This window comes from Bacillus cereus group sp. BfR-BA-01310, from assembly GCF_022664325.1.
In the GTDB taxonomy this organism is placed as follows: Bacteria; Bacillota; Bacilli; order Bacillales; family Bacillaceae_G; genus Bacillus_A; species Bacillus_A paramycoides.
Window position 1 is genome coordinate 97,423 of sequence record NZ_JAKUHD010000014.1, and the last position, 16,885, is coordinate 114,307.

Below are 16,885 nucleotides of genomic sequence, written 5' to 3' on the forward strand. Positions count from 1 at the left end.
AAAGTTGTATGCTTTAGGAGGAGAAACAAATGATTATTTGGTCTGGTTGGGGTTTTTTAGTCGCAATTATTGTAATTATTAATACTCTTTTGGGGAAGGTTTTCTTTGAATCTATAACGGGAGACGTTACATATTTTCAAGAACATAGTTGGCCAATGGCAGTAATGTTTATTATATCAGGGCTTATGTCTTGGTATTTAGGAAGATATATTAATAAACCAAGTGGGAAAATTTATATAGATGCTGAAACTGGTGAAAAAGTTATGTTTAACAAAAGGCACTCACTATTTTTTATAAAAATGGAATATTGGGGGCCGATTCTAGGCGTTATTGCGGTTATAACTTTAATTGCAAGATAAAGATAGAGGATGAGTATAGTACGAATAAATAGTTAATTATTCAAACAAAAGGAGAAATTATTCATGAACGCCAAGAAACTACTAGGGGTAGCAGTTCCAGTTATGTTGTTATTTGGTTGTGGAGTTTCTGAGAAAACAAACACTTCTAAACAGGAGAAAACAGAAGAGTCTAAAGTAAAAGAATCGAAGTCTAATATTAAGAAAGAAAAAGTTTCGAAGGAAGATTATCCTAATAAAGTTTATAAATTAGGGGTAGAGTTTGATAAGTTGTTTGCCGAGCATAACAATATTACAAGAGAGGTATTTGACGGTAAGAAAAAGAAATCAGACATAGTAGATAGCGTGAAAGAATTAAATAAAGTGTTAGATAAATTCGAGTCGATAGATCCACCGAAAGAGTATGTAACTCAACAAAAGGATTTTGAAAAAGCAATTAGTTATTTTAGAGAGTCGTTTGCTTTAATAAATGAAGTATTCACCCGAAAGGAAAAACGAGAAAAAGGTGAAAAGACCGATAAGGAGTTAATCGAGAAATCAGAAAAGCTAGTGAAAGAAGGCGATGTTTACTGGCTTAAAGCATTCAAAGATCTTGAAGGGGATATTAAAATTGGTGATGGTACAGTATCTATTAAGGATATAAAAGAGTTAGATAAGAAAGCTGGAATCAACACGGATAACGTTATGAAGAATGTGAAAGATGGTACGGAATTAATCGGTAACTGGGGATTCCAAGGAACAGACGGTTTCAATATGTCACTCATTCTAAAAGGTGATAAGACATTTGAAACGTATGGAAAAGGTGAGTATCCAAATAAGAAGAATTATATTGAAGGAACTTGGGAGTATGATAAGGAAGCTTTTACAATCTATTTACATCTCAATAAACGTTTAGTAGACGGTGTAGAAGATACAATTCAAAAAAAGAAAATAGCATATAAAGTTCAAGATTATGATGGGAAGAACTTGCAATTATTTAATGAGACGTCATTCAATACAATTAAGTATGTGAAGCAAAGTTAAAGTTATGTAGGGACTAGGTTTAAATGGCCTAGTCCTTAATTTAAGTATGTGAGGTTGTTTATAAATGATAAAGAAATTTACTAGAGTAGTATTAACTGCGGTTATGCCAATCGGTCTTATTGCGGGTTGTGGCACTGCTGAAAAAACTGAAGCAAAAGAGCCGAAAGCGGTACAAACGGAGCAAAGGGACTATATGGATTACTCATATGGTAACGCGGGTATATTAGTAAGCGGCAAAGCGAAAGAACGTCAACAATACGAGATTGGGTATATTGACGATAACATGTTAATTGGAATTAATGAAAATATTGAGGATTGTATTGTTTTAGACAATAAGGATGAAGCAGGTTACATTTGGAAACAACTAGAGCATGGATCTATTATTGAAGTGCAATATGGTAAGAATCGTAATGATATCGTAGGCGTGCAATTCGTAGGAGATCGTGAGCCATACGAAATTAGTGACAAGCTAGATCGAAATACGATAAACGAGATTGTCGGAAAAGTTAAAGGTAATTTGTAATAGATGTATTTCGCTAGTATATAATCTACTTTCATGAAATGGCGAATCGCATACATAAAAATTTGGAATCAACGGCATTTTTAATATGAAAATGCCGTTGATTTATTTTAAAAAGTGAATACTATTTTATAGTCTTGTAGAAAAACACTTATAAAAAAACGCACAAATGAATTATTCTTCTTTTATTTATGATGATCGTCGTAAGGTCATTGCCCAAAATAATAGAGCACAAGCACTAACGGATGCACCTAATATACATACTCCGTTCCATCCGTAGCTTGCATAAATGATTGTTGAAAGAATTGCACCTGTAGCACTACCAATAGAATAAAAAATCATGTAACTAGCAGTGAGGCGACTTCTTGCTTCAGGACGCACTGTGAAAAGTATACTTTGGTTCGTGACATGTACGGCTTGCACAGCTAAATCTAAAAGGATAACGCCGATAACTAGTATTAATAGAGAGTGGTTAATAGATTTAATTAGGAACCATGAAAGTAATAATAAAGTTAAAGCTATGCCAGTAGTTCGTTCCCCTAATCCGCGATCAGCAAGTTGCCCGGCCTTAGTGGCAGCTAATGCACCAGCGACTCCAGCAAGACCAAATGCTCCGATAGCAGTATGTGATAGATTATATGGTGAAGCACTTAGAGGTAAAACTAATGAAGTCCATAAAATACTGAAGGAAGTAAAAATGAGCAATGCTAATATTCCACGAATACGTAAGATCCTTTCTTCTACAAATAATAAGAGAACGGAACGTAATAAATTACGATAGGTCATAGCTGTTTTTTTATGTTCAAGATTAGGTAAATTACGATACAACAAACCAATTACGAAGAGCATAAGTACAGCAGAGGTAAGATAAACGGAACGCCATCCAGCTAGATCTGTTAATGTTCCGGCAAATGTACGTGCAAGGAGAATTCCTATTACGACACCACTCGTAACGAAACCTACAATTCGCCCACGTTCTGTTAGGTTAGATAAAATGGATGCATATGCGACGAGTGTCTGTGTAACAGTCGCAAGAATTCCGACTAAGGCCATACCTATAAAAAGTACGGTACTTGAAGGAGCGACTCCGACCACAATTAAAGCGATAACGGATAAAAGCATTTGAACAATAATGAGTCTCTTTGTGTTTAACAAATCACCAAGTGGAACTAATAAAAGTAATCCGAGTGCATAACAAACTTGAGTAATCGTAATAACGACACCGATAGTTGAATGGTTAATTTTAAACTCATTTGATAAAGAATCAAGTAGAGGATGAGCGAAGTATATATTCGCTACAGCCATCCCGCAAGCTATTGAAAATAATAGAGTTATATAGCGAGGCATGATTGTATTGATAGGTGATTGGAACTGATCATTATTCTGAGTAAGAGCAGTTGTCATTTTTCCTTTAGCATTCATAACATCATCTCCTTTTGTATTTTTAAAAATAACGTACCGAACGGTATGTTATTTCGTAAGTAAAATATAATCAGGGAGAAGTTAATATGTCAAGTGAATTGTAAAATGATTTCAGTTTCTTTTGACATATTATTTATAATTTAATACGATATATAATATACTGATTGGTACATAAAATGGTGATTTATAATTTAGAAAACAGTTGAAGAAAGAGGAGAGGTTAAATGGCTCGACTACGCGAATTTGATGAAGAAAAAGCTTTGGATGCTGCTATGCAACTTTTTTGGGAAAAAGGATACGCTGCTACTTCATTAAGTGATCTAACTGCTAAAATGGGAATACAAAAACCGAGTTTATATTCAGCCTTTGGTGATAAAGAGGGTTTGTTTGAAGCTGCATTACGGAGATACACGAATTTACACGCGACTAGTATTCGAACAAAACTTCAAAAAGAACAATCTGTAAAAGAGGCCATTCGTACATTTTTTGAAAATATGGTGGAAGAGGAATATAAAAAAGAATCAAATAAAGGCTGTTTTTGTATTAATACGATGGTGGAGCTTGCTCCTCATAATGAAAAATTTGAAGTGTTGACTAGAGAACATCAAATGTATCTTTCAGTTATATTTCAAGAATTAATCGCCAAAGGTATTCAGTCTGGAGAACTGCAAAGTGATGCGAATGCTAAAGCATTAGCACAAACACTAGTCACTTCATTAATTGGATTAACAGTGTTAATGAAATCTCGTCCAGAACGTTCAGTTGTAGATAATTCGGTATCTATCTTATTATCGTTACTCAAATAAATGTACTAGAATTGTATTTCAATCGACTGTGTCAATTATAGACACTGTTATCTATAAACTTCCAATTTTAAAGCACTGAATTGTCTACGAAGGCAATAAGTGCTTTTTGCTTTCGGGTAAAAATGAGCAGGTAAATAATAATGGTTGACTGCAATGTATGAAGATTGCTCGGGACATATGTAATTAGAAATCAGATAGGAGATTACATTTCAATCTAATCTAGAATTATTAGATGGGAATAATAACACTATATAAGCCCCTTCCAAGCCCCTCATAAGCACCTACCAAGTAATAAATCACTAAGAAAAAACAAAACAAAAACAACTACAAGAACAAAAAAGCGCGAAAAAAAATAAACCGTCGTCGTAGTAGTAAAAAAAATTGAAATTCGAATGCCAAAACCGTTTGCTCATCCCTATATTTATATTGAAGGATTGGAATTTTCCTATTTACTAATAAAGGGAGGAGGGAAACATATGGCGGTGTACCGTAATATGCAGGTGAAGTTTTGGCAAGATGAATTCATCTTAGATTTAACGCCAGAAGAGCGTTATTTTTACATATATTTGTTAACTGGTACGAAAACGAAGCAATGTGGTATTTACATATTACCGAAGCGTTTAGCAGAGTTAGAGACTGGTTACAGTATGGAGACTGTTGAGAAGCTATTAAACCGGTTTGTTGAATACGGGAAGATTTTATATGATGCGGAAACGAAAGAGTTATTCATTATAAATTGGCTACGCTATAATCCTATTTTAAATACGAACGTAGAGAAATGTGTATTACGTGAGCTGAAAACGGTGAAAAGTAAAGAGTTCATACATATGTTTTTACGTAAATGTCTTGAAGAAGAATGCAAGATTCCATTATTACTGCAGCATTTTGGTATGCCAAAAGAAGAGGATAATAGTAGTTCGCAAGCAGTTATTGAAGAGAAAGAAGATGTGGAAGAGGTAGAAAGAATAGAGGAGGCCACTTCACATAGTGAAGTTTACAAGTTTTACGAACAAAATATAAGTAGCCTATCTCCATATATCGTGAAGGAATTAAAGGAATGGATGCAAAGGATTTCAGGAGATACAGTACTAGAGGCACTTAAAATTGCGTTTAAAAATAATAAGGGAACACTTGCTTATGTAAAGGGGATCTTGAGGAATTGGTATAGGGAAGGATGTGTAAAGTTCAGTGAAGTAAAGGATGTAGTGCGTAAGAGAGGATTATTCAGTTTGTATGATCCATAGCAGGAGCAAGTAAGGTTTCTTACTTTTTCTTAAAGGTTCTTCCGTAATAGAAGCGAATAGTTTGAGAGGGGAGGGGTTTTATGGAAGTCGTCATAAAGAAGAAACGAAATAGGGGAAAAAGGATTTTTATTTGGTCTAGTAGTATCGTTCTTTTGTTGATTATTTGCGGTGCGATTTTTTTGAACGTATATACGCTGAGATCTATGCCGAAGATTGATGGAACGATAAAACTTGAGGATTTACAACATGCTGTTGCGGTGAAGCGAGATAGTAAAGGGGTACCTCATATTAAAGCGGAAAATGCACATGATTTATATTTTTCGCAAGGATATGTACAAGCGCAAGATCGTTTGTTTCAAATGGATTTAAGTAGAAGACAAGCTTCCGGGATGTTAAGTGAAGTTGTTGGTGGAGCGGCTGTTGATAGGGATAAGTTGTTTCGAACACTTGGTTTACGGCGAGCGGCAGAAGCTTCTGTAAGTCAATATGATGGGGAAGCGAAATACGCTTTACAGTCATTTGCCGATGGGGTGAATGCCTTTATACGTGAGGCAAAAGAGGAAAAGAAATTGCCAGTTGAGTTTACTCTATTAGGTTATGAACCTGCTGAATGGTCAATCGTTGATTCTTTAACGATTGGAAAGTATATGGCCTTTGATTTAGGAGGGCATTGGCACGGGCAGGCGTTTCGATATTGGGCGCTGAAAAATCTTCCGAAAGAGCAAGCAAATGAGCTATTTCCTACATATCCGAAAGATGCACCTAGATTACTAGCTGAACTAAAAAATACAAATGTGAATGTAGCGCAAAGTTTTTCAAAGACGGTTATTCCGCCAGAGTTTAATGGGAGTAATAACTGGGTTGTGAGTGGTGAGAAGAGCGCTTCCGGTAAGCCGATTTTAGCGGATGATCCGCATCTTTCTCTCGCAACACCGTCCATTTGGTATCAAACAGAGTTAGAAATGAAAGATGTAAATGTGAGTGGAGTTATTTTCGCAGGTGTTCCTGGTGTTATGCTAGGGCATAATAAGGAAATTGCATGGGGCGTTACGAATACAGGACCAGATGTACAAGATTTATATATTGAAAAGCGAAATCCTAATAATGAAAATGAATTTTTGTATAACGATAAGTGGGAAAAGGCTACTGTTGTTGATGAATCTATTAAAGTGAAGGACGGAAAAACAATTCCTTATAACGTTACAATTACGAGGCATGGTCCAGTTATTTCGGAATTTGCGGATAAGGGGAAGGAGAAGACGAAAACAGTATTCGCTCTGAAATGGACTGCTTTAGAACCTTCAGCTGAATTAAAGGCAGTTTTAAATATGAATAAAGCAAAAAACTGGAATGAGTTTGAAGCTGCCCTTCAAGATTTTCACACACCGACTCAAAACTTTTTGTTTGCATCAAACGATGGAACAATTGCGTATAAAGCGAATGGAAATATACCAATTCGTAAAAAAGGTGATGGTAGTCTACCTGTACCTGGATGGACAGATGAATATGAATGGGAAGGGTATATCCCGTTTGACCAGCTTCCGAAAGTAATCAATCCAAAACAAGGGTTTATTTCGACTGCGAACAATAAAATTGTTGATGATAATTACCCGTACCATATTAGTAATACGTGGGCACAGCCATATCGGCAAATGCGTATTCAAGAATTTTTGCAAGAGAAGGATAAGTATACGGTGAAAGATTTAGAAGAATTACAGATGGATCAAAAAAATTTATACGGGAAAGAGTTTGCACCTATATTTTTAAAGGAGTTAAATAAAACAGCTTTAACTGAAGTAGAGAAAGAAGGGGTGAAAGAGTTAACGAAGTGGAATTTTTACGATAGTAAAGATGAAGCAGCCCCATTAATTTTTCATTTGTTAATGAAAGAGATTTCTAATACGTTATTTTCAAAAGAAATACCGAAAGATGTGATGGAGTTATTTGAAGGGAAACAACAAGTTGTCGATGAATTAATTCGTAAGCAAGTAAACGGTGAAAATAGCGCTTGGTTTACGAAGTACGGAGGCTTCACAGAAGTTGTGCATACATCGTACGCAAATGTAATGAAGAAATTACAGAAGGAGTATGGAGCGAATTTAGCGGAGTGGAAGTGGGGCGATTACCATCAACTGGCTTTTACACATCCAGTTTCGAGATCATCTAGCATATTAGCATTACTAGCATTTAATCGTGAGAAACCAGTTCCGATTGGAGGAAGTCAAGTTACGGTTCAAGCAGCGAGTTACGGAGAGAACGGTATTGTCTATCATGGGGCTTCTTGGAGATTCGTCATTGATACGACAGATATGTCAAATGGTTATCATATAGTGGGGCCGGGACAATCAGGACATTTTAGAAGTGATTGGTATCATGATCAAATAGATGACTGGGTGAATGGAGAGTATCATACAACTACACTTAATACAGATGGGATTGAAGGAAAAGTGTTAAATTTAGTCCCTAAATAATGTGTGGATATTTTGAGTTGGAATGGTTTGTAAAGGAGCGGGAGAACTGCTCTTTTTTTGAATTGTTTTTCTTCTGGAATATATGTGAAAATTTGTATAAAATAATCAAGAAAGCCAAAAATTATAGGGGGAAGCTTATGAAGAAAAGTAAGAGTTTAATAAGTGTTTTAGGAGTGTTAATTATGCTGTTTTCTTTTAGTTTTCAAGGAAATGTACAGGCAGATGTAAATACTGTTCAATCCGGAAAAATTAAGTCAGGAAACGTAACGGTGTGGGAAGTTGGAAATGTAGCGAAAGTGTTAGAAGATGTGGAGCGCTTAAATTTAAATACTGTGAATGTACCTATTCAAGTTGATATTCCGAATGTGAATTCTGCTAATATGGTAATCAATCAGGCGCAAAAGAAACAAGCTATTATTTTAATTCAAGAATTATTAAAGCGTAATATACAAGTTATAGTGGAACCGTTCCCATATATTCAGCAAGGAAATATTGGAGAAACGGAGTGGAACCCGAGTAATATTAACGATTTCTTCTGGAATTGGAAAACGGTTGTTTTACAAGATATTTTTAATTCAATTACAAGTAAATACAATATTTACGGGTTAAAGATCGCTTCTAATTTCGTCAATATGGAATACGCAGAAGGGTACTGGAATGATACAATCGATTTTGTTCGTCAGCAGTATAAAGGAAATATTTTGTATCAGATGAACTGGTGGTTAACTGCAAGTTGGGATCCATCTTATGAAGCGAAGTTTATCGGAAAGATCAATCGTCCGTATTTAAAAAAGGTGGACATTGTAAGTATTGATAGTTGGTTTGAAGTTTCAGGAAAAAGAAATCCATCATACGAAGAAGTGAAACAAAGTTTATTTGCGACGACAGTATATAATCGTGGCCAAAACGTCGTTCAGCAACTTGAGCAATTACATAAAACAACAGGAAAGCCAGTTTATTTTGGTGGATTTAACGTTCCGGCACGTGAACTAGGACTACAAAACCCATGGAATCCAGATGTTACGAATGTATTTTCAAAAGATGTACAACTTAACGGGTGGCGTGCTTACCGAGAGGTATTAGAACCGAAGCCATATTTTAAAGGTTTTTCAATTTGGTTTATTGGCTCTAATGACAGTAGTCATTCTTATCAAATACATAGTAAAGAAGCAGATGCAGTTATTAACGGTTGGTATAGAAAATAATTTTTAAAAAATAGGCAAGATTTTAAGTCTACTACATATATTTTTAGTGAAAGGCCTTTCACCATCTTATCACTTAGGGGGCAATCATAATGAAATTTTTGTCTTACCTTACAGTTATATTGGTGATTCTTGGCGGTTTGAATTGGTTATTTGTAGCGTTAGATTATAACGTAGTTGAGAAATGGTTTGGTTCTATGCCGGCGCTTGTGGATACCATTTATTGGCTCTTTGGTCTTTCAGCTATTTATCAAATTTTTGATCGGTTCTTTATGAACGAGTAGCTATTATACTTTTATTACTAGAGTGTTAAGTACGATTATGTACTTAACACTTTTTTGTATGTTTATAAAAAATGCAATGTAACTGCAAGCGATTCCATTGCGTCTTACGCCGTAATAATGGAAAACAAATTGACCGTATATTGTATATGGGTTATAATTCAGAAAGTTTAAAATTAATAAAAATTATAATTAGGGAGGTTATCCGGGTGATGGAGAGAGTGTATAATTTTTCAGCAGGACCATCTATACTCCCTTTGCCAGTTTTAGAGAAGGTGCAAAAGGAGCTTGTAAATTATAACGGGACAGGCATGTCTATTATGGAAATGAGTCATCGATCTTCTTATTTTCAAAGTATTATTGATGAAGCGAGTAGTTTGCTTCGTGAATTAATGAACATACCTGATGATTATGAAGTTTTATTTTTACAAGGTGGTGCGTCATTACAGTTCTCTATGATACCGTTAAATTTAATGAGTACGTATAAAAGAGCTGGGTACGTACTGACAGGCTCATGGTCTAAAAAGGCACTGCAAGAGGCAGAGAAAGTAGGGGAAGTGCAAATAATTGCTTCTTCTGAAAAAGAGAAGTTTTCAGCCATTCCTACAATAGATGTTTTAAATAATGATTTAGAACTAGATTATGTACATATTACAACGAATAATACAATTGAAGGGACAAAGTATGTGGAGTTACCGCATGTAGAAATGATTCCGCTCGTTGCGGATATGTCCTCAAATATTTTATCAGAGCAATATGATGTTACGAAATTTGGTCTTATATATGCGGGTGCGCAAAAGAATTTAGGGCCAGCTGGTTTAACGATTGCAATTATAAAAAGAGACTTGATTGGTCGTGCAAATAGCTCTTGTCCTACGATGTTAAACTATGAAACTTACAGTAAAAATAACTCCTTATATAATACGCCGCCATCCTTTAGTATTTACGTAACGAAACTTGTACTAGAGTGGTTGAAAGAACAAGGCGGGGTATCTGCGATTGAAGAACAAAATAGAAAGAAAGCGTCACTTCTTTATAGTTTTTTAGATGAATCCCAATTATTCACTTCACCTGTTGATCCTACGTATCGATCACTTATGAATATTCCATTTACAACACCGTCAGAAGAGCTTAATGAACAGTTTTTACAAAGAGCTAAAGGTCATGGACTTGTTACGTTGAAAGGCCACCGGTCAGTCGGAGGTATGCGTGCTAGTATTTACAATGCAATGCCAATTGAAGGTGTACAAAAATTAGTAGATTATATGAAGGAATTTGAGCTTGAGAATAGATAGGGAGATGGGGATATGTTTCGTGTTCAAACGTTAAATCAAATTGCGGAAAAGGGTTTGCAAATTTTTGATGGAAATCGCTATGAAATAGGAGATGAAGTAGCGCACCCAGATGGTATGTTACTTCGCAGTTATTCTTTACATCAAGAGGAGTTTTCAGCAGATTTAAAGGCGATTGCAAGAGCTGGTGCAGGTGTAAATAATATTCCAGTAGAGCGTTGTACGGAAAAGGGAATTGTGGTGTTTAACACGCCAGGAGCTAATGCGAATGCAGTAAAGGAACTTATTATCGCAAGTCTTATTATGTCTTCACGTAATATTATAAACGGAGTGAGCTGGACGAAAGGATTAGACGGGGAAGAAGTACCACAACTTGTTGAAGCTGGGAAAAAACAATTCGTTGGATCAGAGATTGCAGGGAAACGTTTAGGGGTTATCGGCCTTGGTGCAATTGGTGCCCTCGTTGCAAATGATGCGTTATCTTTAGGTATGGACGTTGTCGGATATGATCCATATATATCAGTTGAAACAGCATGGCGCCTTTCTACGCAGGTGCAAAGAGCATTTAGCTTAGATGAAATTTTTGCAACATGTGATTATATTACATTACATATTCCTCTTACGAATCAAACGAAGGGGATTATTGGTGAACACGCTATAGAAACAATGAAAAAAGGGATGCGTTTATTCAATTTCTCAAGAGGAGAACTAGTTGATGAAACAGCTCTTCGAAAAGCGCTAGATGAAGAGATTATTAAACAATACGTAACGGATTTCCCAAATGAAAATGTTATAAAGATGAAAAATGTAATAGCGACTCCTCATCTTGGTGCATCTACGTCTGAGTCTGAAGAAAATTGTGCGGTAATGGCTGCACGCCAATTACGTGAATATTTAGAGACAGGTAATATTCGTAATTCAGTAAATTATCCAAACGTAGAACTTCCGTACATTGGAAAGAAAAGAATTACGATTATGCATGAAAATGTTCCGAACATGGTAGGACAAATTACAGGGTGCTTAGCAGAACATCATATTAATATTGCTGATATGATTAATCGTAGTAAGCATTCATGGGCATACACAATGATTGATATTGATAATGGAATTGATGATATAATAAAAGAAAACATTGTTGAGAATATAAGAAAAATTACAGGTGTTGTAGCCGTTCGAATGATTGTGTAAAGGAGAGATAAACTTGGCAAAAATCCGACCGTTTCGGGCCATCCGTCCAGTAGAAGAAAAAGCAGTGCAAGTTGCAGCTTTACCTTACGATGTATTAAATAGTGAAGAGGCGAGAGAAGTTGTAAAGGGAAATCCATATTCTTTCTTACACATTGATAAAGCAGAAATTGATTTAGACCCGGAGATTTCACCGTATGATAGTAGTGTATACGAAAAAGCGAGTGAGAATTTACAACGCTTTATACGAGAAGAAGTATTCATTCAAGATGAGGAGCCAGCACTGTATATTTATCAACTTACGATGCAAGGTAGAACACAGTCTGGGCTTGTTGTTTGTACATCAATTGATGAGTATGAGGATGATACAATTAAAAAACATGAGCGAACACGCCATGAAAAAGAACAAGATCGTATTCGCCACGTAGATGTGTGTGACGCAAATACAGGTCCTATCTTCTTAACGTATCGTACAAAAGAAGAAGTGACGCAATTTATTGCAAGTTGGAAAGAGGAACATGCACCAATTTATAAATTTACGGCAGAAGACGGAGTCGAGCATGTAGCATGGAAGATTGTAGATGAAGATGCGATTGCGAAATTAGTAGCAGCATTTGAAGAGATTCCTAATCTTTATATTGCGGATGGGCATCATCGCTCGGCGTCAGCGGCAAAAGTTGGGCTAATGCGAAGAGAACAATATCAGAATTATACAGGGGAAGAGGAATTTAATTTCTTCCTATCTGTTTTATTCCCTCATGATGAACTATCTATTTGGGATTATAATCGTGTTGTGAAAGATTTAAATGGTTTATCAGTAGAACAATTTTTAAAGCAAATTGCGCAATATTTTTATGTGGAAGAAGCAACTGTTTCTCCATATAAACCAAATGAGTCAAAATCATTTGGAATGTATGTAAATGAGAAATGGTATAAGCTCACTGTGAAAGAGGAAACATTTGATGCGAATGATCTTGTTAGACGTTTAGATGTATCTATTTTACAAGATCATTTATTAAGTCAAGTACTTGAAATACATGATCCACGCTCGGATTCACGCATTGATTTCGTCGGTGGAATACGCGGGTTAGAAGAACTAGAGCGTCTCGTTAATAGCGGTGATTATACAGTAGCATTCGCATTATATCCGACATCAATGGAAGATTTATTAGCGATTGCAGATGCCGGAGAAGTTATGCCGCCGAAATCAACGTGGTTTGAACCGAAACTTCGCAGTGGGTTGTTTATTCATTCGTTAAAGTGAATATAGAAAAATAGACTTCTGTAGTTTTTAAAACCCGAAATGATTTTGAATTTCGGGTTTTCTTATTTACCAAATGAAACATTATTTTAGTTAACTGTGTATTCGAGAATATTTTTGAGGAGGAAGATTGATGGCATTACAAGTAGGCGAAAAAATCACCTTTGAGCGAACTTTTACAAAAGAGGATGTTGTCTTATTTACGGAGGTATCTAAGGATGAGGGAATTCATCATGTTACACCAGATGAACAAGGGCGATTTGTTGTACAAGGTCTTTTAACATCAACACTGCCTACAAAAGTTGGTGGTGATTATAATGTATTGGCTCGTAAAATGGATTTTGAATTTTTACGTCCTGTTTTTAGTGGTGATACGATTCGTTGTGACGTAATGATTGAACAATTTGAACCAGATGAAAAAAATCGTACAAAAATTACTGCGGCGTTTACGTGTATGAACCAAATTGAAAAAGAAGTGTTAAAGGGAAGTTTTTCAGGAATAATTCTTTAATCATTAGGCTGAGGGATCAAATGAAAAAGATGTAATCAATCAGTGGGGGGATGGAAAAAACCCCACTGATTAAAGTTTCACTTTATTCCACTCCACTTTCTAAAATACAGAAAGTGCCATTATTACAATCAATTGCTGTCATTGCGCCGTAAGGCAAAATAAACTTCGGTTCGGTATGGCCGAAATTTAAATTATAAAGAATTGGCAAATCTTCTAAATTATTTTCCTTCATAATCTTAAGTATTGCCTGTTTATATTCTTCATAATATTTTTCGTCTTTCGGTTTACCAAAGATAATACCCTTTGTTTTTTGCAGAATGCCTTGTGCTGCATAATTTCGTAACCAATACTTTATATAATTTGGTTCTGGATGTTCTTCAGATGTTTCAAAGAAAAGGATACTATTTTCCCAATGTTTTTTCTCAGGCCAAAGCTCTGTTCCTTTTACAAATTCTAGTACTTCAATACAACCACCAATTAAACGCCCTTGTACAGTGGTAGAGCCTTGAAGTACCTCATATCCGTTGTTTTGCTGCATTGTTCGTCTTTGATTCTTATTCAACTCTATCCATTCTAAACGCTCACTCGTCCATTCATGAGCTGGTTGAATTTTGCCAATAGTTTCATTTGAAAAGAGAGTTCGATTCACCGTTTCAATCGTATATGGATCCATCTCCACATTTTCGGCAAAATCGGTTAAAATAGCTGGACCGTAAAAAGAGGAAATTCCTGCTTTATGACAAAACAAATGTGAAACGGTATCGTCAGAGTAACCCATAAAAATTTTTGGGTTTTCGCGTATAACATTAAAATCAATATAAGGTAGTAAACGGATACTATCTTCGCCACCAATATTCGTAATAATTGCTTTAATGCGAGTATCTTTAAATGCTGTCATTAAATCTTCCGCACGAGCTTGTGGATTTTTATAAAGGTATTCGCTACCTTTTAAACTATTTGGCATTGGGATAACTTTAAGACCGAAAACGTCTTCTAATCTCTTTACTCCTTGCTCATAACGCCATCTTAGATTAGCATCACCTGCTCCTCCCCACGAAGCACTTACTGTTGCCACAACATCTCCTGGCTGTAATCTTTTTGGTTTCATTAACATATTAATTCCGCTCCTACATAATGTAATTAACTACGATTATACAAACCGTAGAGTTGAAGAACATAGTACATGACATTTAATTTCGCCACCATCAACAAATGCACCTGCTGTTATTTATGAATTCAACACTATCGCTGAATATAGGAATAAGATACAATAAATCTTTTTATCAAACTTTATATTTAAAAATTACAGTATGCATCATTGCATGAGAAAGATGGTTGCTATTTTTTATATACTGTAACTATAACAGTTACAGTTTGGTCGTATCCAATCAAACAAATAAAATCATCATGAATGAGATGTTACACAATGGGTATGAAAAAAATAATCTTAGCTGGTGCTTTAGGTATCGCAGCATTATCAGGAACGAATTTACCAGGATTAGAAATAACAAAAGCGAGTGCTGCTTCTATTGAATCGAATTTCTCTACGTTAGAAGGACGAGTAGTAGAAGTGGATAATGGTGTGATTGTTGTGAAATCTAAGCAATATGAGGAACCTGTTAGCGTTTATATTGATTCGCTTTCAAATGTGAAAGTAGGAGATGAAGTAAAAGCTACTGGATCTATGATGCGTAATTTTACAGAATATATGGTTGCGACTACAGTTGAAAATACAACAAACAAGTTAGGTATGCACATGAAAGAAGATGGCTCACCTGATTATGTGATTGGAGAAGTATCAAAAGTAGGAACGATGGAAGATGAGGGAGTCGGTTCTACTAAATATGTCGTAGTTGAGTATCCATCGGTAAATGGGAAGAAAGATATTATTGATGTTTTCTTAACAAAGGGACAAGTGTTTAATATGGGTGAGAAAGTGAAAATTGATATGAAGTATGTAGGTTGGGGCGGAAGTTCTATTAACTGGAACACAGTTGATCATATCGAAAAAGTTTATGAAGCAAAGAACAACTTTGAAAATAATGATGATGTGTGGATCTGGTCTTAATAAGGCGAGTATAAGTCGTTATTTGCAATTTACTCCAAATAATAAATGTAAAAACTAAAGTATCATGCAGTACCCATCAAATTATCATGTGTATGACAATTTGATGGGTACTTTTTTGTTTTGTGTTTTTTTGAGAATAAGGGATTTTCGATTAGAATATGATGTTTACACTGGAGTGAATGTGAAAAAATACAATATTGAAAGAGGTGTTTAAGGGTGGAGCGAGATGAGATTTATTTACGAGCTAAAAAAAGGATGGAGAATTTAAAAGCGTTTTACATTCATTTAACGGTCTATATACTAGTTAATTTGATGCTTTTTTTAATAAATGTAAGCTCTGATTCAAGTGAATTATGGTTTTTATATCCACTTGGAGGTTGGGGGATCGGTCTCCTTATACACGGTTTGACAACTTTTCCATTTGGGATATTCGGAAAAGAGTGGGAAGAACGAAAGATTAAAGAATATATGGAGAAAGATAAGTAAATCTATTTCTGGAATTTATGAATATAAAATACAATAGCAAGTATCTTTTAGAACATAGCATGTTTATAAAAAATAAACTTAAATCTGCTGGAGAAGAATCCATTTTGATTAAACTTTATTTTGAATCTACATTAATAAGTGTGGGGAGACGGAAGGTAGAAGCCAATTAAGAGGATATCAGTTGGAATTAGTGATGATAGTAATAGAAATCTACAAACTGAAATAGTAATCAATACTGAGGTATAAGCAGGTATAAAATTTCATATAAATCTCTGTGATCAAATGCTTGATGCGAAGTCTATTCTATGGCTTCGCCTATTTGTTTTTTATTCGAAGTTTGTGCGAGTGAGTGTTCATATTCATTTTTTTGCGTGAATTGTATGTGAAATCAAAATTTTATTTGTAGTACATAATAAATAAAGTCGTTTTACTTTTTTAATTACATGTGAATATAGGATAAAGTTGATTTGTTATCTTATATTAAAATAAAAACAAACCACTGTTCGGTTTGAATATTCCACGATATAATGGTGAGAGTTTATGCCTGAATAAATATTTTTATAAGAAGTGAGGTACTGTATGAAAAAAAGAACCACAGACATTATTTTTATTATTATTGGTGCATTCCTTTTTGCGTTAGGTGTGAATTTGTTTGTTATCCCGAATGAGTTCGGTGAAGGAGGGGTAACGGGTATCACGATTATTACCTACTATTTATTTGAATGGTCACCAGGCTTAGTCAACTTAATTTTAAATG

At 35.2% G+C, this 16,885-nt stretch carries 17 protein-coding genes; 15 read left to right on the forward strand and 2 right to left on the reverse strand.

All coding sequences use genetic code 11. The annotated features are described in order from the left end of the window. The first annotated feature begins 29 nt into the window (after positions 1-29). The 3 genes from MR109_RS22065 to MR109_RS22075 all read left to right on the forward strand — a co-directional run bounded on the left by MR109_RS22065 (position 30) and on the right by MR109_RS22075 (position 1,902). A complete protein-coding gene (locus MR109_RS22065) occupies positions 30-359 on the forward strand; it encodes a hypothetical protein (RefSeq protein ID WP_242273877.1) in 330 nt (109 codons plus the stop codon). A 63-nt stretch (positions 360-422) separates the two neighbouring features. Beyond that, the gene (locus tag MR109_RS22070; protein ID WP_242273878.1) at positions 423-1,379 is read left to right on the forward strand and encodes a DUF3994 domain-containing protein; all 957 of its coding nucleotides are present in this window, start codon (positions 423-425) and stop codon (positions 1,377-1,379) included. Between the two features lie 64 nt (positions 1,380-1,443). Next, positions 1,444-1,902: a hypothetical protein gene (locus tag MR109_RS22075; protein ID WP_242273880.1), complete on the forward strand. Its 459-nt coding sequence runs from the start codon at positions 1,444-1,446 to the stop codon at positions 1,900-1,902. Between the two features lie 186 nt (positions 1,903-2,088). Here MR109_RS22075 and MR109_RS22080 read toward each other — a convergent pair whose 3' ends face one another. Then, positions 2,089-3,321, reverse strand: coding sequence for an MFS transporter (locus MR109_RS22080; protein ID WP_242273881.1), 1,233 nt, complete (start codon positions 3,319-3,321; stop codon positions 2,089-2,091). Positions 3,322-3,545: 224 nt separating this feature from the next. Here MR109_RS22080 and MR109_RS22085 point away from each other — a divergent pair, with 224 nt between their 5' ends. The 9 genes from MR109_RS22085 to MR109_RS22125 all read left to right on the forward strand — a co-directional run bounded on the left by MR109_RS22085 (position 3,546) and on the right by MR109_RS22125 (position 13,574). Beyond that, positions 3,546-4,127 (forward strand): TetR/AcrR family transcriptional regulator, encoded by a 582-nt coding sequence (locus MR109_RS22085; protein ID WP_242273882.1) that lies wholly within the window; start codon positions 3,546-3,548, stop codon positions 4,125-4,127. Between the two features lie 392 nt (positions 4,128-4,519). Further along, entirely contained in the window at positions 4,520-5,371 is an 852-nt protein-coding gene (locus MR109_RS22090) for a DnaD domain-containing protein (protein ID WP_242273883.1), read from the forward strand. Positions 5,372-5,451: 80 nt separating this feature from the next. Then, positions 5,452-7,842 (forward strand): penicillin acylase family protein, encoded by a 2,391-nt coding sequence (locus tag MR109_RS22095; protein WP_242273885.1) that lies wholly within the window; start codon positions 5,452-5,454, stop codon positions 7,840-7,842. Positions 7,843-7,979: 137 nt separating this feature from the next. Next, positions 7,980-9,047: a glycoside hydrolase family 113 gene (locus MR109_RS22100; protein WP_242273886.1), complete on the forward strand. Its 1,068-nt coding sequence runs from the start codon at positions 7,980-7,982 to the stop codon at positions 9,045-9,047. 89 nt (positions 9,048-9,136) lie between these two features. Then, entirely contained in the window at positions 9,137-9,328 is a 192-nt protein-coding gene (locus MR109_RS22105; protein ID WP_002172636.1) for a DUF378 domain-containing protein, read from the forward strand. 209 nt (positions 9,329-9,537) lie between these two features. Next, positions 9,538-10,620 carry a 3-phosphoserine/phosphohydroxythreonine transaminase gene (gene serC, locus MR109_RS22110; protein WP_048373074.1) on the forward strand — a complete coding sequence of 361 codons (1,083 nt, stop codon included), beginning with the start codon at positions 9,538-9,540 and terminating at the stop codon, positions 10,618-10,620. Positions 10,621-10,632: 12 nt separating this feature from the next. Further along, positions 10,633-11,805, forward strand: coding sequence for a phosphoglycerate dehydrogenase (locus MR109_RS22115; RefSeq protein WP_048373072.1), 1,173 nt, complete (start codon positions 10,633-10,635; stop codon positions 11,803-11,805). Positions 11,806-11,818: 13 nt separating this feature from the next. After that, positions 11,819-13,066 (forward strand): DUF1015 domain-containing protein, encoded by a 1,248-nt coding sequence (locus tag MR109_RS22120; protein WP_242273888.1) that lies wholly within the window; start codon positions 11,819-11,821, stop codon positions 13,064-13,066. Positions 13,067-13,196: 130 nt separating this feature from the next. Beyond that, positions 13,197-13,574 carry a hotdog family protein gene (locus MR109_RS22125; protein WP_002172632.1) on the forward strand — a complete coding sequence of 126 codons (378 nt, stop codon included), beginning with the start codon at positions 13,197-13,199 and terminating at the stop codon, positions 13,572-13,574. Between the two features lie 82 nt (positions 13,575-13,656). Here MR109_RS22125 and MR109_RS22130 read toward each other — a convergent pair whose 3' ends face one another. After that, the gene (locus tag MR109_RS22130) at positions 13,657-14,688 is read right to left on the reverse strand and encodes a S66 family peptidase (protein WP_242273889.1); all 1,032 of its coding nucleotides are present in this window, start codon (positions 14,686-14,688) and stop codon (positions 13,657-13,659) included. Between the two features lie 312 nt (positions 14,689-15,000). Here MR109_RS22130 and MR109_RS22135 point away from each other — a divergent pair, with 312 nt between their 5' ends. The 3 genes from MR109_RS22135 to MR109_RS22145 form a co-directional block, all read left to right on the forward strand. Further along, the gene (locus MR109_RS22135; protein ID WP_242273890.1) at positions 15,001-15,642 is read left to right on the forward strand and encodes a hypothetical protein; all 642 of its coding nucleotides are present in this window, start codon (positions 15,001-15,003) and stop codon (positions 15,640-15,642) included. A gap of 216 nt (positions 15,643-15,858) precedes the next feature. Beyond that, a complete protein-coding gene (locus MR109_RS22140) occupies positions 15,859-16,128 on the forward strand; it encodes a 2TM domain-containing protein (protein WP_048373060.1) in 270 nt (89 codons plus the stop codon). Positions 16,129-16,707: 579 nt separating this feature from the next. Further along, on the forward strand, positions 16,708-16,885 hold a 178-nt coding region (locus tag MR109_RS22145), incomplete at its 3' end, for a YitT family protein (RefSeq protein ID WP_242273896.1).